The sequence below is a fragment of the Pseudomonas oplopanacis genome (assembly GCF_057128725.1).
Genome location: NZ_JBSKHV010000001.1, coordinates 491,398 through 517,671 on the forward strand (window position 1 = coordinate 491,398; position 26,274 = coordinate 517,671).

The 26,274-nt window shown below is 61.3% G+C and carries 22 protein-coding genes; 7 read left to right on the top strand and 15 right to left on the bottom strand.

Features of this window, described 5'->3' with window-relative positions:
* The first annotated feature begins 121 nt into the window (after positions 1-121).
* The gene (locus tag ACWKV5_RS02325; RefSeq protein WP_483839994.1) at positions 122-901 is read left to right on the top strand and encodes a hypothetical protein; all 780 of its coding nucleotides are present in this window, start codon (positions 122-124) and stop codon (positions 899-901) included.
* Between the two features lie 277 nt (positions 902-1,178).
* On the opposite strand, the gene ACWKV5_RS02330 is transcribed toward ACWKV5_RS02325, so the two are convergent.
* The 8 genes from ACWKV5_RS02330 to ACWKV5_RS02365 all read right to left on the bottom strand — a co-directional run bounded on the left by ACWKV5_RS02330 (position 1,179) and on the right by ACWKV5_RS02365 (position 9,564).
* The gene (locus ACWKV5_RS02330) at positions 1,179-2,075 is read right to left on the bottom strand and encodes a LysR family transcriptional regulator (RefSeq protein ID WP_483839995.1); all 897 of its coding nucleotides are present in this window, start codon (positions 2,073-2,075) and stop codon (positions 1,179-1,181) included.
* Positions 2,076-2,293: 218 nt separating this feature from the next.
* Positions 2,294-2,920, bottom strand: a complete 627-nt coding sequence (gene ycaC, locus ACWKV5_RS02335; RefSeq protein ID WP_123434523.1) for an isochorismate family cysteine hydrolase YcaC — start codon at positions 2,918-2,920, stop codon at positions 2,294-2,296.
* A gap of 69 nt (positions 2,921-2,989) precedes the next feature.
* A complete protein-coding gene (locus ACWKV5_RS02340) occupies positions 2,990-4,828 on the bottom strand; it encodes an amidohydrolase (RefSeq protein WP_483839996.1) in 1,839 nt (612 codons plus the stop codon).
* Positions 4,825-5,418 carry an antibiotic biosynthesis monooxygenase gene (locus tag ACWKV5_RS02345; protein WP_483839997.1) on the bottom strand — a complete coding sequence of 198 codons (594 nt, stop codon included), beginning with the start codon at positions 5,416-5,418 and terminating at the stop codon, positions 4,825-4,827. The genes ACWKV5_RS02340 and ACWKV5_RS02345 overlap by 4 nt, the downstream gene beginning before the upstream one ends.
* Positions 5,411-5,827: a DoxX family protein gene (locus tag ACWKV5_RS02350; RefSeq protein ID WP_483839998.1), complete on the bottom strand. Its 417-nt coding sequence runs from the start codon at positions 5,825-5,827 to the stop codon at positions 5,411-5,413. The genes ACWKV5_RS02345 and ACWKV5_RS02350 overlap by 8 nt, the downstream gene beginning before the upstream one ends.
* Before the next feature lie 261 nt (positions 5,828-6,088).
* Positions 6,089-7,480 carry a hypothetical protein gene (locus tag ACWKV5_RS02355; RefSeq protein ID WP_483839999.1) on the bottom strand — a complete coding sequence of 464 codons (1,392 nt, stop codon included), beginning with the start codon at positions 7,478-7,480 and terminating at the stop codon, positions 6,089-6,091.
* Between the two features lie 129 nt (positions 7,481-7,609).
* Positions 7,610-8,530 (bottom strand): LysR family transcriptional regulator, encoded by a 921-nt coding sequence (locus tag ACWKV5_RS02360; RefSeq protein ID WP_483840000.1) that lies wholly within the window; start codon positions 8,528-8,530, stop codon positions 7,610-7,612.
* A 47-nt stretch (positions 8,531-8,577) separates the two neighbouring features.
* Positions 8,578-9,564 (bottom strand): MBL fold metallo-hydrolase, encoded by a 987-nt coding sequence (locus ACWKV5_RS02365; RefSeq protein ID WP_483840001.1) that lies wholly within the window; start codon positions 9,562-9,564, stop codon positions 8,578-8,580.
* Between the two features lie 206 nt (positions 9,565-9,770).
* Here ACWKV5_RS02365 and ACWKV5_RS02370 point away from each other — a divergent pair, with 206 nt between their 5' ends.
* Positions 9,771-10,211: a helix-turn-helix domain-containing protein gene (locus ACWKV5_RS02370; RefSeq protein ID WP_483840002.1), complete on the top strand. Its 441-nt coding sequence runs from the start codon at positions 9,771-9,773 to the stop codon at positions 10,209-10,211.
* Positions 10,212-10,289: 78 nt separating this feature from the next.
* Here the strand turns inward: ACWKV5_RS02370 and ACWKV5_RS02375 are convergent, their stop codons facing one another.
* From ACWKV5_RS02375 to ACWKV5_RS02385, 3 genes are all read right to left on the bottom strand, one after another.
* The gene (locus ACWKV5_RS02375) at positions 10,290-11,735 is read right to left on the bottom strand and encodes a catalase (RefSeq protein ID WP_483840003.1); all 1,446 of its coding nucleotides are present in this window, start codon (positions 11,733-11,735) and stop codon (positions 10,290-10,292) included.
* Between the two features lie 75 nt (positions 11,736-11,810).
* Positions 11,811-12,635 (bottom strand): alpha/beta fold hydrolase, encoded by an 825-nt coding sequence (locus ACWKV5_RS02380; RefSeq protein WP_483840004.1) that lies wholly within the window; start codon positions 12,633-12,635, stop codon positions 11,811-11,813.
* A gap of 32 nt (positions 12,636-12,667) precedes the next feature.
* On the bottom strand, positions 12,668-13,243 hold the full coding sequence (locus ACWKV5_RS02385) for a flavodoxin family protein (RefSeq protein ID WP_483840005.1): 576 nt from the start codon (positions 13,241-13,243) through the stop codon (positions 12,668-12,670).
* A gap of 331 nt (positions 13,244-13,574) precedes the next feature.
* On the opposite strand from ACWKV5_RS02385, the gene ACWKV5_RS02390 reads away from it, so the two are divergent.
* Positions 13,575-16,379 (top strand): ATP-binding protein, encoded by a 2,805-nt coding sequence (locus ACWKV5_RS02390; RefSeq protein WP_483840006.1) that lies wholly within the window; start codon positions 13,575-13,577, stop codon positions 16,377-16,379.
* Here ACWKV5_RS02390 and ACWKV5_RS02395 read toward each other — a convergent pair.
* Positions 16,344-17,828: an ATP-binding protein gene (locus ACWKV5_RS02395; RefSeq protein WP_483840007.1), complete on the bottom strand. Its 1,485-nt coding sequence runs from the start codon at positions 17,826-17,828 to the stop codon at positions 16,344-16,346. The two genes, ACWKV5_RS02390 and ACWKV5_RS02395, sit on opposite strands and share 36 nt — an antisense overlap.
* A 185-nt stretch (positions 17,829-18,013) precedes the next feature.
* Positions 18,014-18,964 carry a GlxA family transcriptional regulator gene (locus tag ACWKV5_RS02400; protein WP_483840008.1) on the bottom strand — a complete coding sequence of 317 codons (951 nt, stop codon included), beginning with the start codon at positions 18,962-18,964 and terminating at the stop codon, positions 18,014-18,016.
* A 260-nt stretch (positions 18,965-19,224) separates the two neighbouring features.
* Here ACWKV5_RS02400 and ACWKV5_RS02405 point away from each other — a divergent pair, with 260 nt between their 5' ends.
* Positions 19,225-19,947: a pirin family protein gene (locus ACWKV5_RS02405; protein ID WP_483840009.1), complete on the top strand. Its 723-nt coding sequence runs from the start codon at positions 19,225-19,227 to the stop codon at positions 19,945-19,947.
* A gap of 99 nt (positions 19,948-20,046) precedes the next feature.
* Here the strand turns inward: ACWKV5_RS02405 and ACWKV5_RS02410 are convergent, their stop codons facing one another.
* Positions 20,047-20,922, bottom strand: coding sequence for a LysR family transcriptional regulator (locus ACWKV5_RS02410; protein WP_483840010.1), 876 nt, complete (start codon positions 20,920-20,922; stop codon positions 20,047-20,049).
* A gap of 113 nt (positions 20,923-21,035) precedes the next feature.
* Here ACWKV5_RS02410 and ACWKV5_RS02415 point away from each other — a divergent pair, with 113 nt between their 5' ends.
* From ACWKV5_RS02415 to ACWKV5_RS02425, 3 genes are all read left to right on the top strand, one after another.
* Positions 21,036-22,247 carry a YbfB/YjiJ family MFS transporter gene (locus tag ACWKV5_RS02415; protein ID WP_483840011.1) on the top strand — a complete coding sequence of 404 codons (1,212 nt, stop codon included), beginning with the start codon at positions 21,036-21,038 and terminating at the stop codon, positions 22,245-22,247.
* 58 nt (positions 22,248-22,305) lie between these two features.
* Positions 22,306-23,304 carry an NAD(P)H-quinone oxidoreductase gene (locus tag ACWKV5_RS02420; protein ID WP_483840012.1) on the top strand — a complete coding sequence of 333 codons (999 nt, stop codon included), beginning with the start codon at positions 22,306-22,308 and terminating at the stop codon, positions 23,302-23,304.
* 228 nt (positions 23,305-23,532) lie between these two features.
* A complete protein-coding gene (locus ACWKV5_RS02425; RefSeq protein ID WP_483840013.1) occupies positions 23,533-24,468 on the top strand; it encodes an alpha/beta hydrolase in 936 nt (311 codons plus the stop codon).
* Here ACWKV5_RS02425 and ACWKV5_RS02430 read toward each other — a convergent pair.
* Positions 24,440-26,254 (bottom strand): ABC transporter ATP-binding protein, encoded by a 1,815-nt coding sequence (locus ACWKV5_RS02430; RefSeq protein ID WP_483840014.1) that lies wholly within the window; start codon positions 26,252-26,254, stop codon positions 24,440-24,442. The two genes, ACWKV5_RS02425 and ACWKV5_RS02430, sit on opposite strands and share 29 nt — an antisense overlap.
* Between the last annotated feature and the right edge of the window lie 20 nt (positions 26,255-26,274).

Below are 26,274 nucleotides of genomic sequence, written 5' to 3' on the forward strand. Positions count from 1 at the left end.
TTGCTTTTTTTGTTGACGATAAAACCGAATAAATCCGGACGCTGGGGTGTTCATCAACTGAATCGAGCAGCAAGTTGCATTGTTCATCAACGTTCCAACCCTGAAGAAGACGGAGAACGACATGCACATCAACAAGCTTTTACTTGCAGTAGCTATTGGCGCGGTCTTGTCGGCGTCCACCGTATTGATACCGGATAGTCTGTCCAGTATGTCGACCGCTCAGGCCAAGGATGGTGGGGGTGGCGGCGGAGGGGGTGGTGGCGGTGGCGGTAGTGGCGGCGGCGGTGGCGGTAATGGCGGCGGTGGCGGAGGTCATGGCGGCGGTGGCAATGGTGGCGGTGGCGGCGGTAATGGTGGCGGCGGCGGTGGCAATGGCGGTGGTGGCGGCGGCAATGGCGGTGGTGGAAACGGTGGCGGCGGCAACAGCGGCGGTCACGGTGGAAGCGGCAGTGGCGGTAATAGCGGCAGCGGCGGCAATAGCGGCAATAGCGGCAATAGCGGCAGCAGCCACAGCGGCAGCGACCATGGCCCGGGCAATGCCGGCAACACAGCCTCCTCCAACTCCGGGCGCAATGGCACGCACGCCGAACCTGGCGACGATCATGGCGTTCATCGTGCCGGTGAAATCGGCGATGACCATGGGGTTCATCGTGCCGGCGAAGTGTCCCACAACCAAAATGGCGCTCAGCGCTCCGGCGAAGTGTCCCACAACCAAAACGGCGCTCATCGCTCCGGCGAAGTGTCCCACAACCAAAATGGTGTTCATCGCGCCGGTGAAATCGGCGATGACCGTGGCGTACACGCCAATGGTGAAGTCGGCGATGACCGCGGCGTCCATGCCAACGGCGAAGTCGGCGATGACCGTGGTGTTCATGTCAACGGCGATGACAAAAGGACCTGATCACCCCTAAGCCCAGGTCATCCACACATCAACTGTAGGAGCGAGCCTGCTCGCGATAGCCATCTGTCATTCAACATTGATGTCGCCTGACACTCCGCCATCGCAGGCAAGCCAGCTCCCACAGGGGATCGCTGTCTTACCCCAATACCCGAGGCGACCCACGAACCAATGTGGGAGCGAGCCTGCTCGCGATAGCCATTTGTCATTCAACATTGTTGTCGTCTGACACGCCGCCATCGCGAGCAGGCTCACTCCTACAGGGGGAACTGTGTGAGGCTTAGAGTCCATCTTCAGTCTGATCCAGCTGTTCACGCAAAAACTCGATCAACGCCTGCACCGGTCGCGAACTCTGGCGATGCTGCGGATAGACCGCCGACAACCTCAGCGGCTCAGGTCGAAACGCGTCCAGCACCGGCACCAGCCTGCCGTCCTTCAAGGCTGCACCGACGATAAAGGTCGGCAAGTAGGTAATCCCCATCCCGGCAATCGCCGCGTCCTTGAGCAACTCCCCGTTGTTGACCCGCATCCGGCCCGTGACATTGACGGTCAGCGGTTTGCCCTGCCCTTCGAAACGCCATTGCACCTGACGACCGTGACCATACGGCAGGCAGTCATGGCCGTGCAGGTCTTCGGGGTTAAGCGGCGTGCCACGTTCGGCCAGGTACGTCGGGCTGGCGCAATACACACGCTGGATCGAGGCGATGCGCCGGGCGATCAACGTCGAGTCTTCGAGAATGCCGATACGCAACGCCAGGTCGTAGCCTTCACTGAGCAAGTCCACCGGGCGATCACTCAGGTCCACTTCCACGGTGACGTCGCGATATCGCTGCAGGAACACCGGCAGCAGGCTGCCCAAATGCGCCAGTGCAAACGACAAGGGTGCGCTGATGCGAATCGTGCCCCGTGGCTCGGTGGTTTGCCCGGCGATGCCCTGCTCCACTTGCTCGACTTCACCGAGCAGGCGCAACGCCGACTCGTAATAACTCTGCCCCAGCGGCGTGACGTCCAGCCGCCGGGTCGAGCGATTGAGCAAGCGCACGCCCAGGCGCTCTTCGAGTTGCATCAGGCGCCGGCTGACGAACTGCTTGGACAGCCCCAATTGATCTGCTGCGGCCGTGAAGCTGCCGGAGTCCATGACCTGGCAAAAAATACGCATGTCTTCGAACGGGTTCATTGTCATACCGTGGTTGACAGTCGACAACTTTATAGCCGTTTCCTGGCTTTTTGGCATCCGATTAATCTGGGGCCACGATGATATTGAGCGCAGCACAAACCCTGTGGGAGCGAGCCTGCTCGCGAATGCGGTAGCCCATCCAACAAAGATGTTGGCTGATCCACCGCTTTCGCGAGCAGGCTCGCTCCCACAGGTACATGCGTTGTAGCTGAAGTGACTTACTTCGACGTCAACACCGAATAGCTGTTCATCAAATTGCGATAGTTGGGAATGCGTGGCGACAACAGATTCGCCAGGCCTTCCATGTCGTTGCGCCAGTCACCTTGCAGCTCGCAGGCCACCGAGAACCAGTTCACCAGTTGCGCACCCGCCGCCGCCATACGCGCCCATGCCGCTTGTTGCACGGTTTCGTTGAAGGTGCCCGAGGCGTCGGTGACGACGAACACTTCAAACCCTTCTGCCAGCGCCGACAGCGTCGGGAAGGTCACGCAAACGTCCGTCACCACGCCGGCAATGATCAACTGTTTGCGGCCGGTGGCTTTGACGGCTTTGACGAAGTCTTCGTTGTCCCACGCGTTGATCTGGCCTGGACGCGGGATGTACGGTGCGTCCGGGAACAGTTCCTTGAGCTCCGGCACCATCGGGCCGTTCGGGCCGTTTTCGAAACTGGTGGTGAGAATGGTCGGCAGTTTGAAGAACTTGGCCAGGTCCGCGAGGGCCAGCACGTTGTTCTTGAATTCGTTGGGCGAGAAATCCTGAACCAGCGAGATCAGACCGGTCTGGTGATCGACCAGCAAGACAACGGCATCATCCTTGTTCAGACGTTTGTACGGAACGTTGCTCATGTGAAACTCCTCGGTGGATGGGTATTACGTCGGGCGCCGACACAGTCCGTCGGCGCTTTGTTGTGATCGTCAGAACGCGAAGCACGAGCAGCCAAAGGCGCCCCAGAAACCCGCAAAATCGCTGACCGGCGCATTCGACAAGCGCGCCTTTTCATGGCTGTGAGCATGCACGCCGCACGGCCCGCTGCAATGGTGAACCTGCGCCTGCATCGGCGAGGTCGGACGCCAGTGGCCCGGCACCTTGACCACCGGCGACCAGTCCGGCAGCACCGGCACGCTGGCCGGCCCGAGTTTTTCGAAGTCACCGGCGGCGTACACCACCTTGCCGCCGACCACGGTCAACACCGACTCGATCCACTTGATCGCGTCTTCGTCGACGCTGAAAAAGTCCGCACTCAACGCCGCCACGTCCGCCAATTGCCCGACCTTGATCATGCCTTTCTTGCCCTGTTCGGAAGAGAACCAGGCGCTGCCATGAGTGAACAGTTCCAGCGCGGTCTGCCGGGACAGACCTTCGGCATGCAGTTCCAGGCCACCGACGGTGCGGCCGCTGACCATCCAGTAGAGGGAAGTCCAAGGATTGTAGCTGGACACTCGCGTGGCATCGGTGCCAGCACCGACCGGTACGCCTTCGGCCAGCATGCGCTTGATCGGCGGTGTCGCTTCGGCGGCTTTGGAGCCGTAACGCTCGACAAAATATTCGCCCTGAAACGCCATGCGGTCCTGAATCGCGATACCACCGCCCAGCGCCCTCACCCGCTCGATGTTCTGCGGAGTGATGGTTTCAGCGTGGTCGAAAAACCATGGCAAGCCGTTGAACGGAATGTCGCGGTTGACCTTCTCGAACACGTCGAGCATGCGACTGATCGATTCGTTGTAGGTGGCGTGCAAACGGAACGGCCAGCGCTGCTCGACGAGGTGGCGCACCACCGGTTCCAGCTCGTCTTCCATGGTTTGCGGCAGGTCCGGACGCGGTTCGAGGAAGTCTTCGAAATCCGCCGCTGAGAACACCAGCATTTCCCCGGCGCCGTTGTGCCGCAGGTAATCGTCACCCTGATGCAGGGTCACGCTGCTGGTCCAGTTCTTGAAGTCGGTGAGCTCTTCTTTCGGCTTCTGGGTGAACAGGTTGTAGGCGATGCGAATGGTCAGTTGCTGGTCCTTGGCCAACTGCTCGATCACCTGATAATCGTCCGGGTAATTCTGGAAACCACCGCCGGCATCGATAGCGCTGGTGAGGCCCAGGCGATTGAGCTCGCGCATGAACTGGCGGGTCGAGTTGACCTGATACTCCAGCGGCAATTTCGGCCCCTTGGCCAGCGTCGAGTACAAAATCATCGCGTTGGGCCGCGCGACCAGCATGCCGGTCGGTTCGCCGTTGCTATCGCGGACAATTTCGCCACCCGGCGGGTTCGGCGTATTGCGGGTGTAGCCGGCCACGCGCAACGCGGCACGGTTGAGCAACGCGCGGTCGTACAAATGCAGCACGAACACCGGCGTGTCCGGTGCAGCTTGATTGAGTTCTTCGAGAGTCGGCATGCGCTTTTCGGCGAACTGGAATTCGTTCCAGCCACCGACCACGCGCACCCATTGCGGCGTGGGCGTGCGGTCGGCCTGATCCTTGAGCATGCGCAAGGCATCGGCCAGCGACGGCACCCCTTCCCATCGCAGTTCGAGGTTGTAATTCAGACCGCCACGGATCAGGTGCAAGTGCGAGTCGTTGAGGCCGGGGATGACGCAGCGGCCCTTGAGGTCGATGACTTGTGTACCCGAGCCGCGCAGGGCCATGGCCTCGGCATCGGTGCCGACCGCGACAAAGCGGCCGTCGCTGATCGCCACGGCACTGGCGAGCGGGTTTTCACGGTCAACGGTATGAAACTGGCCATTGAATAAAATCAGATCGGCGTTCATCGCGTTTCCTTGGGCTGAGGGGAAGGAGATAACCAGGGCGCGAACAATCGGGTCGCCATGGGCATGAACAGGTACACCACCGACAGCACGATGGTGAGCGTGATCAGGAATGTCGCCACCACGTAATTGGAAAGAACCGCGTTGAGTTGCAGCAGCGGCCCCCAGATCAGCGGCACCAGCAAGGTGTGCGGCAGAATCACCAGCAAGGTCACCACGGCCTGCTTCCAGCGTGGCGGTGGTGGCGACGCGGCGTCGGCCTGGGGCGCGAACCAGAATTCATTGACCGGGTTGACCTCGGTCTGGTCGCCGTCGGCGAGCATCGGCGTGGCTTCGCGAACCAGTTCCAGGCGTTGCGGCGAGTCGAGCCAGTGCTGCATCGCCTCGGTGGTGCAAAAGCGCAACACGCAGGTGTACATGTCGAGCCCGGCATTTTTGCCGCGCATCACGTCCACGCCCAGGTGCCCTTCCTGCTGCCCGGCGATGCTGACAATGTTGCGCAACCACGCTTCGTAAGGCGCTTCAAATCCGGCTTTCACCCGGTGCTTGATGACCAGGGTCACGACTTCTTCAAAAGGTTTGGCTTCAGGCATGACGCAACGCTCCGGCGAATCGGACATTGAGTGCCAGCCGACCGGGCCCGGCAATGAAAATGCTGGTGAACAAGATCAACAACAACCAGCCGAACTGCCCTTCTTCGATACTCCATTGCGGATGTACCACCACCATCGCCACCAGCAACACAGACAAAATCGGCAGGCACGCCATACGCACCAACAACCCGACAATGATCAGCAACGGGCACAGCACCTCGGCGAAAATCGCCAGCATCAGCGTCAGGTTGGCGCCGAGGTGAAAAGGGTCTTCGATGACTTGCAGTTGCGCGCTGTAGTTAAGCAGCTTCGGCAAGCCGTGCACCCACAACAGGAACAGACTGGCGCTGACCCGCAGAAACAGCAGGCCCAAGTCCTGCGCCCGTTCATCCCATTGCGATGTGTTCATGGGCTACCTGCACAAATGAAAAACCACCGGCAACGATGCGCCGGGACGTTTTTCAATAGTGCCGGTATGGGGAGGGGGAAAATTGGATGGGTGTGCTCTTTTTGTCGACGAGCACAGCTCTAAAGACCTGCAAAGATCCCCTGTGGGAGCGAGCTTGCTCCCACAGGCGATTGGTCTTGCCTGAAGTTTCCTGTCTGGCATAAAAAACGGCCTCTTCCGAGACCGTTTTGCGTAGCGGGTAAAGCGTCGTGGACAATCCGCTCACACCCCTTGTTCGCCTGCCGGATTGGCGAGCACATTCAGCCTCAAAGGCTCTGATACCACAGGGAGCGCCAGCCCACGGGTATAGCTGAACGTCACCGTGACCGTTGTACCGACGTTGGCGGTTACAAGCGTTGTGGGTAACAGTATTTCTCTGGGCCGTACGTCGCCAACCCGGACTGGAGCGGTGGTTCGCGTCCCGGCGCCCGGCGTTCCCACCCACATCACTCTCACCAAGTCTGAGGGTTCCATGGCGTAGTCCAGAACGGCAGTCAGGCGGTCCCTGGCCGCCGCCGGGTCGAGGTTGGTGTTATCGGGAGCCTCTTTGATGGTCAGCGGCAATGGTAATGGCAACGCTACGTTGATTGTCCAGGTGTTGGACTCCTCATTCCCGCCATACAAGGCCACGGCCTTGAACACGTGACGCCCATTGCCCAGCTCCACCAGCGAACGTTCCCAACGACCGGAAACCGCCCTGACGGTACCTCTGGAAATGAGCCCGTCAAAGATCTCCACTTCTCCATCCGCCATGGCGGTCCCTTCTACCGTCACGCTGCCATCCGCGGTCTCCCCGCCATCGATGATGTCCTGATTGAGTGAGTCTTTCACCGACACGATCACAGGTCTCACCGGCGTTACCGGCGCGCCTGTTCTGACAATATAGTTTCGATGCGCAAACGGCTGGGCAAGGGCCTCATCCTGGCTTCCTTCCAGGCCCGCCTTGAATTCCAGGGTCAACAGGCTGCGATCCAGGAGCCCTTTCAGCGGGTTGGCGGAGTAGTTTCGCGCATAGAATCCTCTGCTGAACTCCTTATCGACAACGTTACCCGGCGCACTCCAGTAAACCTCATTGAAAGGGCTTCCATTGGCGTTGGTCCCTCGCAGTCGCGACCAAAAGAACTGGTCGCGCATCAGCAGGGGCCAGGCATTGATCCGCAGGGTAAATTCGCTCAGGTTATTGACATCAAGGACCAAGCCTTCGCCAGAGTCCGACGCTTGGGGGATAAACGGTCTGGGCAAATCGGTTTGCGAGACAGGCAGTACGTACACAATCAACGGCTGCGAAGTCACGGGCTCCGCGGTGCCTCGAATGACGGTATAGGTCAGTATCACCGTTGTTCCCAAGTTAAAGATTGCCAGCAGCGCACCGCCGATCCCGACCTCCAATGGGCGCAGCTCACCGACCGGGAAGAACACCGACGTGTAGGAACCGGCTCCTGGAGCACCTGCCCAGGTAATGCTAACCCTGTCGGAGGGATCAGTCAGGTAGGGTATACCGATCGTGCAGCTGTTCCTGAGCACCACTGGATTCAGGAGCCCGGAGACCCGGCTTTCCCGAATGTATGGAGGCGGCAAGTCGTCGGTGATCAGTTCAGCAGGCTGCCCATTCATCGTTCGTTCCCTGTGTGTGATTGAACCTGCCCCCTGGGGCGCTGAGCTATCACACACTGGATCGAGCACATCGGCTACTGTCAGAACTAACAGGTCAACGGTCTTTTCGGACAGACGGGGCCATCGCGTTCAATCCGGGATCGGTAAAGCCGCGGACATGAACTCGCTGATGCGCGAACGCAACCAGCGCTCCGCCGGGTCGTTGTCATGCACCCCGCTCCAGGCCATCGACAACTGTGCTGCATCGATGGCAAACGGTGGGTCTTCGGCGCGCAACCCGCAGCCTTCCACCAGCGCGCACGCGGCATAGTCCGGCACGGTGGCGATCATCTCGGTGCCGGCGAGCAAGGCGCGCAAGCCGCTGAACTGCGGCACGCCCAACACCACGCGGCGGCTGCGTCCGAGCTTGGCCAGGTCAAGGTCGATGTTGCCGCTCAGGTCGCCGGAGAACGACACCATGGCGTGGGGCCGCTCGCAGTACTCATCCAGCGTCAGCGTGCCCGGACGCTTGTCCCCGCGCAGCACTTTACAGGGGATGTCGCGCAGCTTTTTGCGCTTGGCGTTCGCCGGCAGGTCGGTGGTGTAGCTGACGCCCACGGAGATTTCCCCGGAGGCCAGCAACGCCGGCATCAGCAGGTAGTTGGCGCGACGCACCACGACCACAATCCCCGGCGCCTCTTCTTGCAGTTGCCGCAGCAATGGCGGAAACAAACCGAACTCGGCATCGTCCGACAGCCCGATGCGAAACACATCACAACTGGTCGCCGGATCAAACTCCTTGGCCCGGCTGACTGCGCCCGAGATCGTGTCCATCGCCGGCTGCAACTCCTTGAGAATCGCCAGCGCGCGCCCGGTCGGTTCCATGCCGCGGCCGTTGCGCAGCAACAACGGATCGTCAAACAGATCGCGCAACCGCCCCAGCGCCGCACTCACCGCCGGCTGGCCCATGAACAGTTTTTCCGCGACGCGGGTCAGGTTCTTTTCGAACATCAGCGCCTCGAAAATCACCAACAGGTTCATGTCGACGCGGCGCAGATCATTACGGTTCATAAGCACGGTTCCCTTGTGTGTTGAGCCAGGCACGAAACGCTGGGACTTTACTCGATCAGCGGTACTTTGGCCGCACGTTTGTAAGGCCCGTATTCGACTGGCACCCATTGGAAGTGCTTGCCCTCGGCCGCGATGTGGCCGATGCCCGGAAACGGCAAGTGCGCCGCCGATACCCAGGTCTTGCTGGCGGCTGCGTCACTGAACACCTTGGCCCGGCTCTTGATCGCTTGCTGGCTGTTGACGTCAAAAGCGATCGACACTTCAGGGTGCTCGAATTGCACAGCGAGGTTATGCACCAGATCGCCCATGAACAGGATGCTCTGCCCCTCAGAGGTGAAGCGATACGTGGTGCTGCCGGGTGTGTGCCCGGTCTCCAGCGTGGCATCGACCACACCCGGCACGGGCGATTGACCGGCCTCGAACGTCTTGAAGCGACCCTGCGCAACGTAAGGCGCGGTGGAATCCTGGGCAATTTTGAAATACGGCCTGGCACCCTCAGGAGCCTTGGCGATGGCTTGAGGGTCGAGCCAGTAATCAGCCTCGGCTTTTGCCGCGTAGACCGTGGCATTGGCGAACACTGGTTTTTGCTCGGCGTCGACCAGCCCGCAGACGTGATCCAGGTGCAGGTGGGTCAACAAAATCGCATCGACCTGGGACGGCTCATACCCGGCGGCTTTCATGTTGTCCGAAAGCATGCCGGCCGTTGCGCCGATGCACTGGCCCGCGCCGGTGTCCACCAGAATCAGCTGTTTTCCGGTGTTGACCAAAAACGCGTTGAACGCGGTTTGCACCCCCGGCGTTTCAATTGAGCGACGGGCCAGCAATGCCCGAATCTGACTTTGCGTCAGGCCCTGGAGCAACTTCGGCGACAGGTCGTTGTAACCATCGAATAACGCCGTCACTTCGTAATCGCCCACTGCCAGGCGGAAGTAGCCCGGCGCCTGTGTGCCGACTTGCGCCGGTGCCTGCGCCCAGGAAGTACCGGACGCCAGCGCGACCGCGAGCCCCAGCGCGCAAACCAGAGAAAGTTTCATGCCTTCACCCTTGAACGAAAAAAAAGCGGCCGCGTGTAACGCCACCGGATGACGTCGATAGTGCATGTACGGCGACTGAAGAAATTGCAGCAATGTGCTGAGTTAGCGCCTTTACCGGATTTTCGCGAGGTCGGAATTAACAACGTTTAACTCGCCTGCCAACACCCCGCGACGAAGAATGAAGCTCACCGACACGGACATTTGTCATGGCCCATTCTCAGCAAAACGTCGCCTGCGCGGCCGTCACTGAATCGCCCAAGAAGACCACCGGCGGCCTGACCCCATGGCGCGAAAGCCTGGCGAAACAACTGATCCTCGAACGTCTCGACGAAACTGTCGAGGTTACTGAACTGGCACGTGCGTGCGCCCTCTCGCGCAGTCATTTCTCCCGCGCGTTCAAATGCAGCACCGGTTATTCGCCTCAGGACTGGATACGTCTGCAACGCATTGCACGGGCCAAGCAGTTGATCCGCGACACCGACTTGAGCCTCACGCAAATCAGCCTCGAATGCGGTTTCTGCGATCAGGCGCACTTCTGTCACATATTCACCCGCAGCGAAGGCATCAATCCCTTTGCGTGGCGCTGCCGCACGGTGCGTCCACACCCTCACCCACCCGCCTACACCGCTCAACTTCACGCGCAATAATGTTCAACGCCCGGTAGCAACTGCCGAAGCTGCTACAACGCCGAACGCACGTTCGGCAGCAGCTCCATCAGCGGTTAGTTAACCCAACGGCGACAATCGCTCCAACGCCTCTGCTACCCCGAACCCATACGCCGGATCAGCCTTGGTGCAATTTTCGATGTGACGATTGCGAATCGCCTGCGGCACGCCATTCATGGCCCGTGCGGTGTTGTCGAACAGCAACTGCTTGCGCACCGGATCGAGCAACCGGAACAGATTGCCGGGCTGCTCGTAATGATCATTTTCCAACCGATGATCATAGTGCTGCGCAAAGCCTTCCACCGGCAGCGGTGGATCGGCCAGTTCCGGCGAATCCGGCCATTCGCCCACGCTGTTGGGGAAGTAACTGGCGGTGCCGCCGAGGTTACCGTCGGTGCGCATGGCGCCGTCGCGGTGGTAGCTGTTTGTTGCCGGGGCGAGTGGCGCATTGACCGGGATGTGATTGAAGTTCACCCCGAGCCGATAACGTTGCGCATCGCCGTAAGAAAACAGCCGCGCCTGAAGCATGCGGTCCGGCGAGAAGCTGACGCCCGGCACCACGTTGGCCGGTGAAAACGCCGCTTGCTCGATTTCAGCGAAATGGTTCTCGGCGTTGCGGTTGAGCTCCATAACGCCGACTTCGATCAGCGGAAACTCGCCGTGCGGCCAGACTTTGGTCAGGTCGAACGGGTTATGTCGGTGCGTTTTGGCCTGATCTTCGTCCATCACCTGGATGTGCAGTTTCCAGCGCGGGAAATTGCCCGCCTCGATGACTTCGTACAGGTCGCGCAAATTACTCTCGCGGTCCCTGCCGACTACCGCTTGCGCCTCGGCATCCGAAAGGGTTTCGATGCCTTGCTGGCAGACAAAATGAAACTTCACCCACACCCGTTGGTTGTCGCGGTCGATCAGGCTGAAGGTGTGGCTGCCAAAACCGTGCATGTGGCGAAAGCTGGTGGGAATCCCGCGATCGCTCATGACGATGGTCACCTGGTGCAGCGCCTCGGGCAGCAGGGTCCAGAAGTCCCAGTTGCTGGTGGCATTGCGCAGGCCGGTGCGCGGGTCGCGCTTGACCACGTGGTTAAGGTCGGCGAAACGCAGCGGGTCACGGAAGAAAAACACCGGCGTGTTATTGCCGACGATGTCCCAGTTGCCTTCGTCGGTGTAGAACTTCACCGCGAAACCACGGATATCACGCTCCGCATCCGCCGCGCCGCGCTCGCCGGCCACCGAGGAAAAACGCACGAACAACGGCGTTTGCTTGCCCACGGTGTTGAAAATGCTGGCCTTGGTGTAGCGACTGATGTCGTGGGTGACGGTGAACGTGCCGTAGGCGCCCGCACCTTTGGCGTGCATGCGCCGCTCGGGGATGACCTCGCGGTCGAAGTGGGCGAGCTTTTCCAGCAACCAGATGTCTTGCAAAAGTGCCGGCCCACGAGAACCGGCCGTCTGGATGTTGAGGTTGTTGACCACCGGTGCACCGGTGGCATTCGTGAGCTTTTTCATGGACTTGATCTCGACAGTTAGCTGCTCTCACCAGCAGCGATAAGCGGCGCAGATGCATATCCGCGCCGGGGTTCATCATCCCTTCAAGAACGCCAACAGCTCAGCGTTGAGCTGATCCTTGTGAGTGTCAGTCAAGCCATGGGGTGCACCGGGGTAGATCTTCAGCGTAGATCCTTTCACGAGTTTTGCCGAAGCAACGCCCGCGGCTTCGAACGGCACTACCTGATCGGCGTCGCCGTGCACCACCAAAGTCGGGATGTCGAATTTCTTCAGGTCTTCGGTGAAGTCGGTTTCGGAGAAGGCCTTGATGCAGTCATAGGCGTTCTTGTGGCCGGCCATCATGCCTTGCATCCAGAACCAGTCGATCATGCCCTGGGACGGTTTCGCGCCCGGCTTGTTGAAGCCGAAGAACGGGCCGCTGGCGAGGTCGATGTACAGCTGCGAACGGTCGACCAGCGACGCCTGGCGAATGCCATCGAAAACTTCAATTGGCAGGCCGCCGGGGTTGGCTTCGGTCTTGAGCATCAGCGGCGGCACCGAGGAGATCAGCCCGGCCTTGGCCAAACGGCCCGTGCCATGACGACCGATGTAGCGCGCCACTTCGCCGCCGCCGGTGGAGAAGCCGAACAGCACCGCGTCCTTGAGGTCGAGCAACTCGATCAGTTGCGCCAGATCGTCGGCGTAGTGGTCCATGTCGTTACCGGACCACGGCTGGCTGGAGCGCCCGTGACCACGGCGGTCATGGGCGATGACCCGATAGCCTTTGGACGCCAGGAAGATCATCTGCGATTCCCAGCTGTCAGCATTCAACGGCCAGCCGTGGCTGAAGACGATGGGCTGACCGGTGCCCCAGTCCTTGTAATAAATCTCGGTGCCGTCGCGGGTGGTGAACGTTGTCATCTGCTATTTCCTTTGCGAGTGTCGGGGGTGTATCAAAGCGGTGAGTGGTGCATGCGCTCGGCCAGCCGCGCCACACGCTCGCCCAGATGCGCGGCGGTGCAGCGGTCTTCGGGTGGCGGGGCCAGTTCAGGGGGTTGTTCGACATTGGATTGGGACATGGCACCGAGCGAGCTGCCCAGGCGATTCATCTGCCCATCGAACACGCCAGTACCGGAGCGCGCGGGCAGCAGGTCGAGGCCGACCCAGATCATGGAATGCTGGGCCGCGAACACGGCCATTTGCAGCAAGGTGTTGAGCTTGTCGCCGCACAGGCTGCCGGAGTTGGTGAACCCCGCCGCCAGTTTGTCGCGCCACGGTTGGGCCAGGTAAAACGCCGAGGTGGCTTCCATGAAGCTTTTGAAGGGCGCCGAGGCGCTGCCCATGTAGGTCGGGGCGCCGAAGATGATGGCGTCGGCGCTGTGCAAGCGGTCCCAGTGGTCGTCCACTTCCTCCACCGGAATCAACAGGCAGGTGCTGCCCAAGTGCCGTTCCACCCCCTGAGCCACGGCCTGCGCCATGACACGGGTGTGCCCGTAGCCACTGTGATAGACCACCACCACGTTGCTCATCCCGGTGTCCTCATGACAAAAAATCCCTGCTTGACTTCAATGCCGCCCCTTGTAGGTGTCGCGTCTGCGACTGACCGATGGACGTTGAAGAACCAGAGTTTTGGGCGTAGACCAGACGCAGCACGAGTTAAACGTTGTTAATTTTCCCTGGCGCACCAAAAGCCGTAACCCCGGCTTTGTTACCGTAAACACGGCCCCGGCCAAGGGTGCGGCTACCGACAGTCACAGCCAACACCCGACAGTCACCCGCCACCCGGATTGCACTGTTCTGAAAACCTGCGGAACATGCTCGAAAACCGCGTACTAGACGGATGCAAGCAGGAGCGACACGTTGACCCTCTCCCCCGAACAGGCTGTGCATTTCGGCCCCTACCGGATCTACCCCGGACAACGCCTGGTGATGGAGGCCGACCAGCCCCTGCGCCTGGGCCGGCGTGCCATGGACATTCTGTTGATCCTGCTGGAGCACGCCGGGCATGTGGTCAGCAAACAGCGACTGATCGCGGCGGTCTGGCCCAAAAGCGTGGTGGAGGACATCAACCTGCGGGTGCACATGGCGGCGTTGCGCAAAGCCCTCGGCGACGGCCAGGCCGGCCAGCGCTACATCGTCACCGTGGCGCAGCGCGGCTATAGCTTTGTCGCGCCCTATTCGCTGGAACGGATCGAGCAACACCCCGAACTCGAAGGACCGGTGCCCAACGGTCATAACCTGCCGGTGCGGCGCACCCGCCTGATCGGGCGCCAGTCCCTGGTCGATGCACTGGTGACGCAACTGGCTCGCCAGCGCTTCATCACCCTCGTCGGCCCCGGCGGCATCGGCAAGACCACCGTGGCCCTGCGCGTCGCCGAACAGTTGATCGGGCGCTACCGGGACGGCATTCGCCTGCTGGACCTGGCACCGATCAACGACCCGCTGATGATCACCGCCCATTTGGCGACGCTGCTCGATGTGTCCTTGCACGATGGCGAACCGGTGAGTGCACTGGCAACCTTCCTGCGCGACCGGCAGATGCTGCTGGTCATCGACAATTGCGAACACCTGGTCGATGCCATCGCCTTGCTCTGCGAAAGCACCCTGCGCGCCGCGCCCGAGGTGCACATCCTGGCCACCAGCCGCGAAAGCCTGCGAGCCGAAGGCGAGTTCGTCCAGCGCCTTGAGTCGCTGGACTGTCCGCCGCCCATCGCCGTGCTGGACCGTGCTCAGGCCATGACGTTTTCGGCGCTGCAATTGTTCGTCGAGCGGGCGATGGCCAGCCACGACAGCTTTGAACTGAATGATGACGAGCTGCCGCTGTTGATCGACATCTGCCATCGCCTGGACGGCATTCCGCTGGCCATCGAACTCGCCGCCGCGCAAGTCGGCCACTTCGGTTTGAGTGGCGTGCTGGAGCAGTTGCAAGGCAGTTTTCGTCTGCTGACCCAAGGGTGTCAGTCGGCATTGGGTCGGCACCAGACGCTGCGCGCCACGCTCGACTGGAGCTACGAACTGCTGACGCCCTGCGAGCAAACCTGCCTGCGCCGGTTGGGCGTGTTCAGGGGCGGTTTCACCCTGGAATCCGCAGCGGCGGTGATCGTCGGTGAACACATCGACCCCGGCAAGGTGTTTGGTGCGATCACGCAACTGGTGGCCAAGTCACTGCTGAACGTGGAAGTGGGCGACGAAGAAGTGTTCTATCGCCTGCTCGACACCACACGCAGCTATGCCTTGGAAAAACTCGACCAGGCCACCGACCTGCCTGACACGCGAATTCGCCATGCCGAACGCTGCCTGGCCTTGATGCGTCAGGCGCGCGATGACTGGGAACTCATCCCGACCGGACTGTGGATCGAGCGTTATGCCCGTGGCCTGGAGGACATTCGCGCGGCGCTCGATTGGGGCTTGAACGGGCAAGGACCGCAAGCACTGGCCATCCAGTTGGCCGCAACGTCGATGCCGCTGTGGCAGGAACTGTCGCTGCTCAAGGAGCATGGCGTTTATGTGCGCAAGGCGCTGGCACTGCTCGATGCCACACCGCAGCCCTGCCCCCAGCTGAAGATGAGCCTCAACCTGGCGCTCGGCAGTTCCTGCTACCACACCCAGGGTGGTACTGCGGAAACCATCGACGCTTTCGTCAGCGCCCGGACCCTGGCCAGACAGTGCCGTGACATGGCTGGTCAGTTGCGGGCGGTGTCCGGGCACATGGCGGTCAATCTCAGCTGCGGTCATTATCAACTGGCGCTGGAACAGAGCCTGCAGTTCGATCGACTGGGCGGGCATGACGACGCCGTGCTGGCGCTGAGCACCCATCGACTGCGCGTGCTCGCGCTGCACTTTGCCGGGGATCAGGGACGGGCCCGGGTCAACGCCGAAGAAGTGATCCAGCGCATGGCCCACAGCGGTCACCTCAACCGCTTCACCCACGGTTTTGGCGTGCAATACGACCAGAGCGTTGCTTCCCTGACGATTCTGGCACGCATCCTCTGGTTGCAGGGCCAACCGGAGCAGGCCTGGCGCACGGCCCGACAGGCACTGAACATCGCGATCCAGATCAACCATGGCACCTCGATTTGCTACACCCTGGCCCTGGCCGGCTGCCTGATCGCCCACTACAACGGCGACACCCGCAGCGCCCGCGAACTCCTGCGCCTGCTGCTGGAGCAAGCGCAAAAACACTCGGTGCTGCTGTTCTACACGTGGGCGCGTCACTACGCGCAGGTGATCGACCAGGCAGAGGCGCACTCGCCGCCCCCACCGGGCAATGGGTTGATCAAGGACATCATGGTCACGCTGGACGGCGGTTTCGTCGATGATGCCTTGCTGCATCGCGCGGATACCGGCATCGCCGGCTGGAGCACGGCAGAAATTCTGCGGGCCAGGGCGAATACGCTGCTGGAAGAGGATTGCCCGTTGAAAAACCAGGCGGCCGAGGCCGTGCTGATGCGCGCACTGAACGTGGCGAGAACCCAGGGCGCCCTCGCCTGGGAGCTGCGCAGCGCCACGTCGCTGGCCCGGCTCTGGCAGCGTCAGGGTCGCTATCGGCAGGCCCATGAATTGCTGGCACCGATCTACCAGCAATTCACCGAAGGCTTTGCCACACCGGACCTGATGAACGTCCGCCGGTTACTCAACGAGTTGCAATGCCACCTGCCCACCTGACGCAGCGCGCCCCCGGCTGATAAAACGGGCATAACGCCTTTCGAAATCGCGTAACGCTCCACTGTGTTCGAGTTTTTCCAAGGCATACAGGCGAGTGGTGTTGAGGAAACGGTAGCGGGTCACACCGCTGCCCTCCTCCACCGACAACAACGATTTGAGAGCCAGATGCTGCACCGAGTCCATCACACATTCGGGCGGCAGTACCGCGCAATTGATCACTCCAATGGCGGCGTCCAGGGTGAAGGCCATTTTGAACACGGCCAGGCGCTGCAACACCGTTTGCTCCAACGGGCTCAACTGGTCATAGCTCCAGTCCAGCGTGGCTTTCAGGGTTTGATGCCGGGGGACGGCGGTGCGCCGGCCTTGGGTCAGCAGCTGAAAACAGTTGTCGAGTTGGGATTGCAGCCCCACCAACGCCAGTGCGTCGATTTGCGCGGCCGCCAGTTCGATGGCCAGCGGCAAACCATCGAGCCTGCGGCAGATGTCACCGACGATGTTGAGGTCTTGTTCGCGCAGGGCAAAGCCTTGTTGACGGGCGCGGGCGCGACTGACGAACAGCTGCACGGCCGAATAGCCCATGACCTGCGCGACACTCTGCCACTCGGCCGCGGGCGGGACCGCCAGTGGCGGTAGATGCACCAGCGTTTCCCCGGCGGCCGATAACGGTTCGCGGCTGGTGGCCAGGATCGACAGCCGGGGCGCAGCGACCAGCAGGCTTTCAACCAGTGTTCGACAGTGCTCCAGCAGGTGCTCGCAGTTGTCGAGCACCAGCAACACATGGCGCTGCGCCACCCCCTCAAGGGCAGTCTCGACATCGAGTTCAAGGGCGTGCATCAGATGTTCAATGACGTGCGCGGGATCATCAATCGCCCCCAGATCAACCAGCCAGACACCGTCCTGATAGTGCTGCAACAACAGTTCGGCCACGCGCAACGCCACCGTGGTCTTGCCGATCCCGCCTGGGCCAACCAGCGTCATCAAACGCCGCACCGGCAACTGCCGCACCAGACTGCCGACAATCGAGTCGCGCCCCGTCACCGGCGTGAGCCGTGCCGGCAGGTTGTGTTGAGCTTTTTGAATGGATTGGATCGACAGGGGCGCACCCGCCGGCAGGTGCTGCACCGGGGCGACAAAGCTGTATCCGCGCTGGGGAATGTTGACGATGTAGCGTTGACCGTTCTGCCCGTCGCCCAAGGCGCGACGTAGCGCAGCAATGTGCACGCGCAAATTGATTTCTTCGACCACCGACGTCGGCCAGACCCGGGCAATCAGTTCGTCCTTGCTGACCACCGTCCCGGCGCGCTCGACCAGCACCTGCAAGATGTCGAGGGCCCGCCCGCCCATGCGCAGCGGCCGATCGCCGTCCAGGATCAGCCGTTGCCGCTGGTGAAACGCGTAGGGGCCGAAATGCAGCACCGCTTCGCTGTTCAAATCTGTGAGGCTGTTCATGCACGTTCGCGTGCTGAAAACCTGCTCCGGCTCTAAGTGCCACACACTTCCTTCGCACTCGCCTTCCAGGCTCCCGCACCTCCCTTGCAAAGAGTTCACGGGTATCTTGGCAGTCCTGCGTGACGGATCAACGGCCACGGAGGGAGCGTCCCGGCCATCAAGGTGCGCATGACGGACACAACACGCTAGCTGAACTGTTCGCGGTACTGACTGGGTGTCAGGCCAAGCTTTTCGCCGAACAGAAAACGCATGTGCCGCACGCTGCCAAAGCCGCTTTTGAACGCCACCGTCTTGAGCGGCAGGTCACTGGTTTCCAGCAGGCTCCTGGCGCGGTCGATGCGAGCGTTTTGCAAAAACTCCATCGGTGTCATGTTCACTTCCCGGGCAAAAACCCGGGTGAAGTGCCGCGCACTCATGGTCGCAAGACCGGCCATGCGTTCGATGCAGAACGCTTCATCCAGGTGTTCCAGGACAAAGTTTTGCACTCGGGTGATCGGCGTTTCGTGCGGGGCAACCGTGGCCATCAACGGGCTGAATTGCGCCTGTCCGCCCTGACGTTTCATCACCACCAACAGCACTTTTGCCACGTCCTGCGCGACTTTTTTGCCATGGTCTTCGGCGACCACCGCCAGCGCCAGGTCGATGCCGGCGGTCACACCGCCGGAGGTGATGAGGTTACGGTCGAGCACGTAAATCTGATCGGTCTCCACGGTGGCCTTGGGGAAGCCTTTGATCAGCCGTTCGGTGTAGTGCCAGTGAGTGGTCACACGGTATCCGTCGAGCAAACCGGCGAACCCCAACACGAAGGCGCCCGTACAAATCGAACCGTATCGCCCGGCGCGATTCGCCGCGCCCTTGAGCCAGTTGAGCAACGGCAGGTGTTTCTCGTTATAGGCACCGGGGCCGCCCGGTATCAGCAGCAGGTCGTAACCTTGAGTCGCTTGATCCATGTGCAGATCGGCCTGGACGTTGACGCCGTTGGATGCACGCAATGCGCCGGGTTCGGTGCCGATGGTCGTGAGGTCGTAGTGGTCCGCCGGGGCCAGGTAGCGATTGGCGATGGAAAACACCTCCATGGGACCGGCCATGTCGAGCAGGAGGAAGCCCGGGAATAACACAACAGCTACGGTTTTCATGGGCTGAGAGTCACTGAAGTCAAAGGAAGATCCATCGGCTAAACACCAGTCCCACAGGGTTATGTGTTCGGCATTAAAAGGGTGCTGTGCATTATGGCCAATCGTGGCGTCAGCGTCGGGAAAGAATGCGTGATCGACCGCACACGACTGTCAACCTCATCAGGACAGTGTTTCAATTTCCATCTACTTATTGCATCCACCAGTAACCATTAACCTTCTCCTCACTCGGACGAATCAACGTCCCAACAGGAGATTTCATCATGCTGACCCTTCGCAAAGCTTCTGATCGCGGCGCGGCCAATCACGGTTGGTTGAAGTCGTTCCATACCTTTTCCTTCGCCAACTACCGCAACCCGAAAGAACAGGGTTTCTCCGACCTGTTGGTGATCAACGATGACCGCGTGGCGGCCGGCAAAGGCTTCGGCCAGCACCCTCACCGCGACATGGAGATTTTCTCCTACGTGCTCGAAGGCGCACTGGAACACAAGGACACGCTGGGCACCGGTTCGGTGATCCGCCCGGGTGACGTGCAGTTGATGAGCGCCGGCAGTGGCGTGGCCCACAGCGAGTACAACCACTCGGCGACACGGCCCGTGCACTTCCTGCAAATCTGGATCGTGCCGGAAGTGAGCGGCGCCAAACCGCGTTATCAGCAAGAGCATTTCAGCACGCAAAAGAAACGCGGGCGTCTGCAACTGATCATCTCCCCCGACGGCGACAAGGGCTCGCTGAAGGTGCGGCAGGATGCACGGGTGTACGCCGCGCTGATCGACGGCAAGGAAAGCGCTGCGCTGGAACTGGCCGCGAATCGTTATGCCTATGTGCACGTGGCCCGTGGCAGCGTTGAACTCAACGGCGTGCAGTTGCAGGAAGGTGATGGCGTGCGGGTGCGTGATGAGCAGGTGCTGACGTTGAGCAACGGTGCAGATGCCGAAGTGCTGGTGTTCGACCTGCGCCCGCAAGAGCTGCCTGAAATGCCATAAGAAAGAAATCACTGCCTCGTTTCACTCCTCAGCTCCCACAGGGTTTGGCTTACACCTGTGGGAGCTGACGAGTGAAGCGAGGCTGCGATCTTTTGGGCTTCACTCGCCCGTCCCTGAAAACACCGCGACAATTTCTTCGATCACCACCCGCACCCGCGCGGTGTGCCGCAAGTCGGCGTGGGTCACCAGCCAGACGTCATATGGCAGCGGTCGTGTGCGCTCCGGCCACAGCCTGACCAGCCCGTCCCTCTCCCCCATGTACACCGGAATTTCCCCCAGCCCGATACCCGCCGCAATGGATCGACGCACCAGCAGGCTGGAGCTCAGGCTCGACACGATCCGCCCGCGATGCAACGGCTCCGACACCAGCGTCATGTCCTTCTGGTTTTGCAGGTACGGCTGATACACCACCAGATCATGCCCCTCGAACGCCGAGCCCGGCGCCGGCACGCCGTTGGCGTCCACATACGCCTGGGACGCGAAAAGGCCCACCGGCCAGCGGGCGATGCGTCGCGCGATCAGGTCCGGATTATCCGGCCGGGTATTGCGCACGGCGATGTCGGCTTCGCGTTTGGCCAGGCTGAGAATCTGCGTCGAGGCGTCCAGTTGCACGCGCACGTCGGGGTGCTGCTGATGCAGGCGCGCAATGGCCGGGATCAGGAAATCGATGGCCATGGAATCCGTGGTGCTGACCCGAACGAGCCCGGTCAAGCGGTCATCCAGCCCCTGGATCTGCCGCTGCAGCTCCAGCGCCGAGCGCTCCATCTTTTCCACCGCCGCCAACGCCGCCTCGCCGACGGCGGTCAGTGCGTAACCTTCGGAGGTGCGCAGGAACAGCGTGGCACTCAATGACTTTTCCAGCGCCGTAATCCGCCGGCCCACCGTGGCTTGATCAACCCCCAGCACCCGCGCAGCGCCGCGCAGTGTCGACTCTCGGCACACCGCGAGAAATACCCGTGCATCATCCCAATTCATACGGCTCTCCTGTTGATGCATATACGCATCACCATAGCGCAAAATCGCTGCGTTATTGCATCAGATAATCGCGATAGGCTGAAGGCCAGCAAACACCTCTCAGGATCCTGCTCATGCACAGCTCATCGCCCCCCTCGCGCAGCGCCCTGTGGCTGCCGATCTTCGCCGGCCTCAGCGCCAGCCTGGTCAGCATTGGCCTGGCGCGGTTTGCGTACACACCGTTGATTCCATCGTTGATCCAGGCCCACTGGTTTTCCGCCAGCGACGTGGTTTACCTCGGCGCCGCGAACCTCGTCGGCTATCTGATTGGCGCCCTGATCGGCCGCCCTGTCGCGCAACGTACCTCCAACAAAACCGCGCTGCGGCTGATGATGTTTGCGGTGACGTTATCGTTCTTCGCCTGTGGCTTTCCCTTGTCGGTGAGCTGGTTCTTTGGCTGGCGCCTGCTGTCGGGCGTTGCCGGTGGCGCGATCATGGTGCTGGTGGCCGCGACCGTGTTGCCCCACGTGCCGGCATCACGCCGAGGGTTGGCCAGCGGTGCGATTTTTCTAGGGATTGGCCTGGGCATTGCCGGTTCGGGGACGATTGTTCCGCCGTTGCTGAGCCTTGGCTTGCAGAAGACCTGGTTTGGCCTTGGCGTGTTGTCCCTGGTGCTCACCGCTGCCAGTTGGTTCGGCTGGCCGTCGGAGGCGCATCACGCAGCCGTCACGCCATCAATCAACGAACCCAAGACTGCCACTGATCCACGGGTTTACTTGCTGTTTGCTCAATACGCATTCATGGCCGCCGGGCTGGTGCCTGCCATGGTGTTCCTGGTGGACTACGTCGCCCGTGGCCTCGGTGCAGGGCCGCACGTCGGCGCGCTGATTTGGGTGATGTATGGCCTTGGCGCAATTATCGGGCCGGTGAGTTACGGCTTTCTGGCGGATCAGTTCGGCGCGAAGGTCAGTATTCGCGTGGTGTTGGTGCTGCAAGCGATTGCCGTTGGCCTGCTGGCGATATCGAGTTCTTTTACGGCGCTGGCCTTGCTGGCGGTGATTCTCGGCTCGTTCCCACCGGGCATCGTCCCGTTGGCGCTGGCACGGGTTCACGAACTGATCCCGCAGCATCACCAGCAGCAAGTGGCCTGGAGCCGCGCGACGGTTTCGTTCGCCACCTTTCAGGCCATCGCAGGCTTTGCCTATTCGGCGCTGTTCAATGCCAGCGGCGGTCATCACGCCTTGTTGTTTGTCATCGCGGCCGGTGCGATTGTGGTTGCACTGCTGCTGGAACAGGGCATGCGTTTGCTCAACCGTCGTGATGATTTGTTGCCTGTTTTGAACTGAATCACCGCTCCGTGAATGCGGTCCCACTGTTATGACTTCTCTATCCCAGGACTTCGACATGACCTTGCCTCAAACCATGACCTTGATTGAAATCACCGAGCCCGGCGGCCCCGAGGTGTTGAAGCCGCGCCAGGAGCCGGTGCCGACCCCGGCGGCGGGCGAAGTGCTGATTCGCGTGCACGCTGCCGGAATCAACCGCCCTGATGCGCTTCAACGTGCAGGCAAGTACCCGCTGAAACCCGGCATGAGTCCGTTCCCGGGGCTGGAAGTGGCCGGTGAAGTGGTGGCCATCGGCGCAGGCGTCAGCGAATTCATTGTCGGCGACAAGGTCTGCGCGCTGACCAACGGCGGCGGCTACGCGCAGTATTGCGTGGCACCGGCCGGCCAGACACTGCCGATCCCTGATGGTATGGATTGGGTACACGCGGCGGCGATCCCGGAAACCTTCTTCACGGTGTGGGCCAATCTGTTCGACATGGGCGGCGCCAGCAAAGGCCAGCGCGCCCTGATCCACGGCGGCACCAGCGGCATCGGCACCACCGCGTTGATGCTGTGCCGCGAGTTCGGGATCAAGGCATTCGCTACGGCGGGCAGTGAGGACAAGTGTGCGGTGATCCGCCAGTTGGGCGCCGAGCCGATCAACTACCGCGACCAGGATTTCGCCGAGGTCATCGCGCAAAAAACCGCTGGCAAAGGCGTGAACGTGATCCTCGACATCATGGGCGGTTCGTACCTGAATCCCAATATTGCGGCGCTGGGCATGGAGGGTCGACTGGTGATGCTGGGCTTTCTCGGCGGCGCTCACGCCAAGGATGTCGACCTGCTGGCGATCATGGCCAAGCGCGCAATCATCACCGGTTCCCTGTTGCGCTCACGCACCCGCGAAGAAAAGGCCTCGATTGCCGAACAGTTGCGAGAGTACGTCTGGCCCGTGCTCGCCGCCGGGCGCTGCCTGCCGATGATCGACAAGGTGTATGCGCTCAACGATGCGTCACAGGCCCATGCGCGGATGGAGGCAGGGGATCATGTTGGGAAGATTGTGTTGAAGGTGGATTGATCGGGCTCCAGCTGGATTGGCTTTGACAGTACTGGCCCCTTCGCGAGCAGGCTCGCTCCCACAGTGGATCGCATTTCTTTTGGAAGAACTCGGTCAAATGTGGGAGCGAGCCTGCTCGCGAAGGGGCCCGATAAGTACCGCCTATTCATACGGCTGTCGAAATTGTTCCCGCCCCCACCACGCATCTGTTAAAAACCGTCCTTTCCCGCTGATCTTCCGGACCGCCACATGTCGTCGAATTTGTTGAGCCGCTTGGGCCGTCGCTGGCTACCGCTGCTGTGCATGGCCGTGCTGATCGTCGGCCTGCCGGTCAGTTGTGGAGTGCTCAAATACAAAGAGCGCGAGCTGCTGTTTCGCATCGAACCGGGCACCGCCGGTTGGTACCGCGGCTTGCCGAGCGATGTGCAGGAATTCGACATCAAACCCGCCAGTTTCAAGGCCGGGCAAAACCTGCATGCCTGGTGGTGGCCGGCGGCGCGCCGGGATGCGCCGTCGATCCTCTACCTGCACGGTGTGCGCTGGAATCTCACGGGCCAGGCGTTTCGCATCGAGCAATTGCGCGCCATGGGTTACTCGGTGCTGGCCATCGACTACCGTGGCTTCGGCCAAAGCAAAGGTGACCTGCCCTCGGAAGCCAGTGTTTACGAAGACGCCCGAGCGGCCTGGGAGCGTTTCACCCAGATGCAACCGGACGCCAACAAGCGCCTGATCTACGGCCATTCCCTGGGCGGCGCGGTGGCCATCGACCTCGCGGCGGACCTCGCCGCACAAGCGAAAAAGCAACATGACCCGGTGCCGGTGCGCGGCCTGGTGATCGAGTCCACGTTCACTTCGCTGGGCGATGCCGTGGCGCAAGTGGCCGACAGCAACCTGCCGGTGAAATGGCTGCCGGTGCGTTGGTTGGTGTCACAGAAATTCGATTCCATCGACAAGATCGTCGACATCGACATGCCGTTGCTGGTGGTCCACGGTCTGGCCGACCCGTTCATGCCTTCACGCTTCAGCCAACAGTTGTTCAATGCCGCCAATGAACCCAAGCGCCTGCTGCTGGTGCCCGGTGGGACGCATAACAACAGCATGATGCTGGGTGGCAGTCAGTATCGCCAGGCAATCGATGGCTTGATGAAAGCCAAACCTAGCGGTAACCCCGGGCTTGCAGGTTGAACAGCTGCGCGTAACGCCCGCCCGCCTCCACCAGGCTGTCGTGATCGCCACGCTCGAGGATCGTGCCCTGGTCCAGCACGATGATGTGATCGGCATTGCGCACGCTGGAAAATCGATGGGAAATCAGCAACGTCATGCGGCCTTCGGTGTGCTCGCTGAAATGCTCGAACACCGCTGCTTCCGCCGCCGGATCGAGGGCGGACGTTGGCTCATCGAGAATCAGGATATCGGCGTCGCGGCGCATGTAGGCACGCGATAGCGCGATCTTCTGCCACTGCCCGCCGGACAACTCTTGCCCACCGGCAAACCATCGCCCCAGTTGCGTGGCATACCCGCGATCCAGACGCTCGATAAACGGCGCAGCCATGCCTTGGGCCGCCGCGTCCTGCCAGCGCTGTTCATCGTTGAACGCCAACGTGTCGCCGACGCCGATGTTTTCGCCCACCGAGAATTGGTAGCGGATGTAATCCTGAAAAATCACGCCGATGCGCTGCCGCAGCGCGACTTCCTGCCAAACCTGCAAATCGCTGCCATCGAGCAAAATGCGACCTTGATCGGGGCGGTACAGGCGAGTCAGCAACTTGATCAGTGTGGTCTTGCCCGAGCCGTTCTCCCCCACCAGCGCCAGGCTGCACCCCGGCACCAGGTGCAGGTCGATACGCTCCAGCGCCGCACGACTCGCCCCCGGATACGTGAAGCCGACGTTCTCGAAGCGCAGGCCATCGCCGGGCACCGCGCCCTCCGTGAGCGTCCCGGTATCGGCCACCACCGGTTCGGCCAGGTACTCATAGAGGTTCGACAGATAAAGACCATCTTCATAGAGCCCGCTGATAGCGCTCAAGCTGCTGCTGACTGCAGTTTGCCCCTGCTTGAACAACACCAGGTACATGGTCATTTGCCCCAGGGTGATATGGCCGTGAACGGCATCGACCACCACCCACGCATACGCCAGGTAAAACGCCGCCGTGCCGAGCAGGCCGAGGACAAAACCCCAGCCATCGCGACGCAATGTCAACCGACGGTCTTCGGCGTAGAGACGCGCAAACGTCTCGCGATAGCGCTTCAACAACAGCGGCGCGAAACCGAACAACTTGACCTCTTTGATGTACCCCTCGTGGGACAGCAGCGTCTCGATGTAAGTCTGCTGCCGGCTCTCCGGCGCCCGGCGGGTGAACAACCGAAACGCATCCCCGGAAAAATGCGCCTCGGCGAAAAACACCGGCAACGCACCGACCACCAGCAGCACCAGCGCCCACGGCGAAAAGTGCACCAGCAACACGCCGAAGCTGATCAGCACAATCAGGTTCTGAATCAGCCCCAACGACTTCATCACCAGCGCCAGCGGCCGGGTCGACGCCTCGCGCCGTACCCGCACCAGCTTGTCGTAAAACTCGGAATTCTCGAACTGCACCAACGACAACGTCTGGGCCTTCTCCAGAATCATCGTGTTGACCTTCTGCCCCAACTGCACGCGCAACAGCGACTGCTGAACCGACAGTGCCCGCTGCGTACCGGACAACAACGCCAGCACCCCCGCCTCCATCAACACATAACGCACCACCGGCCACAGTGGCGCACTGCCCTGTTGCGCGTGCAACTGCATGGCGCTGACCACCGCGTCGACGATGCGTTGACCGATCCAGGCGGCCAGCGCCGGAAGGACACCGGCAATCAGGGTGGCCAGGACCAGGCCGAGGAACAATCCACGGGACGTGCCCCAGACCAAGAGCAAGGCGCGTCGGGCCTGGTCGAACAGGGCGGTGAGGCGGTTAAGGGCCGCTGGCATGGGTCAAGCTCGCAGAGGGC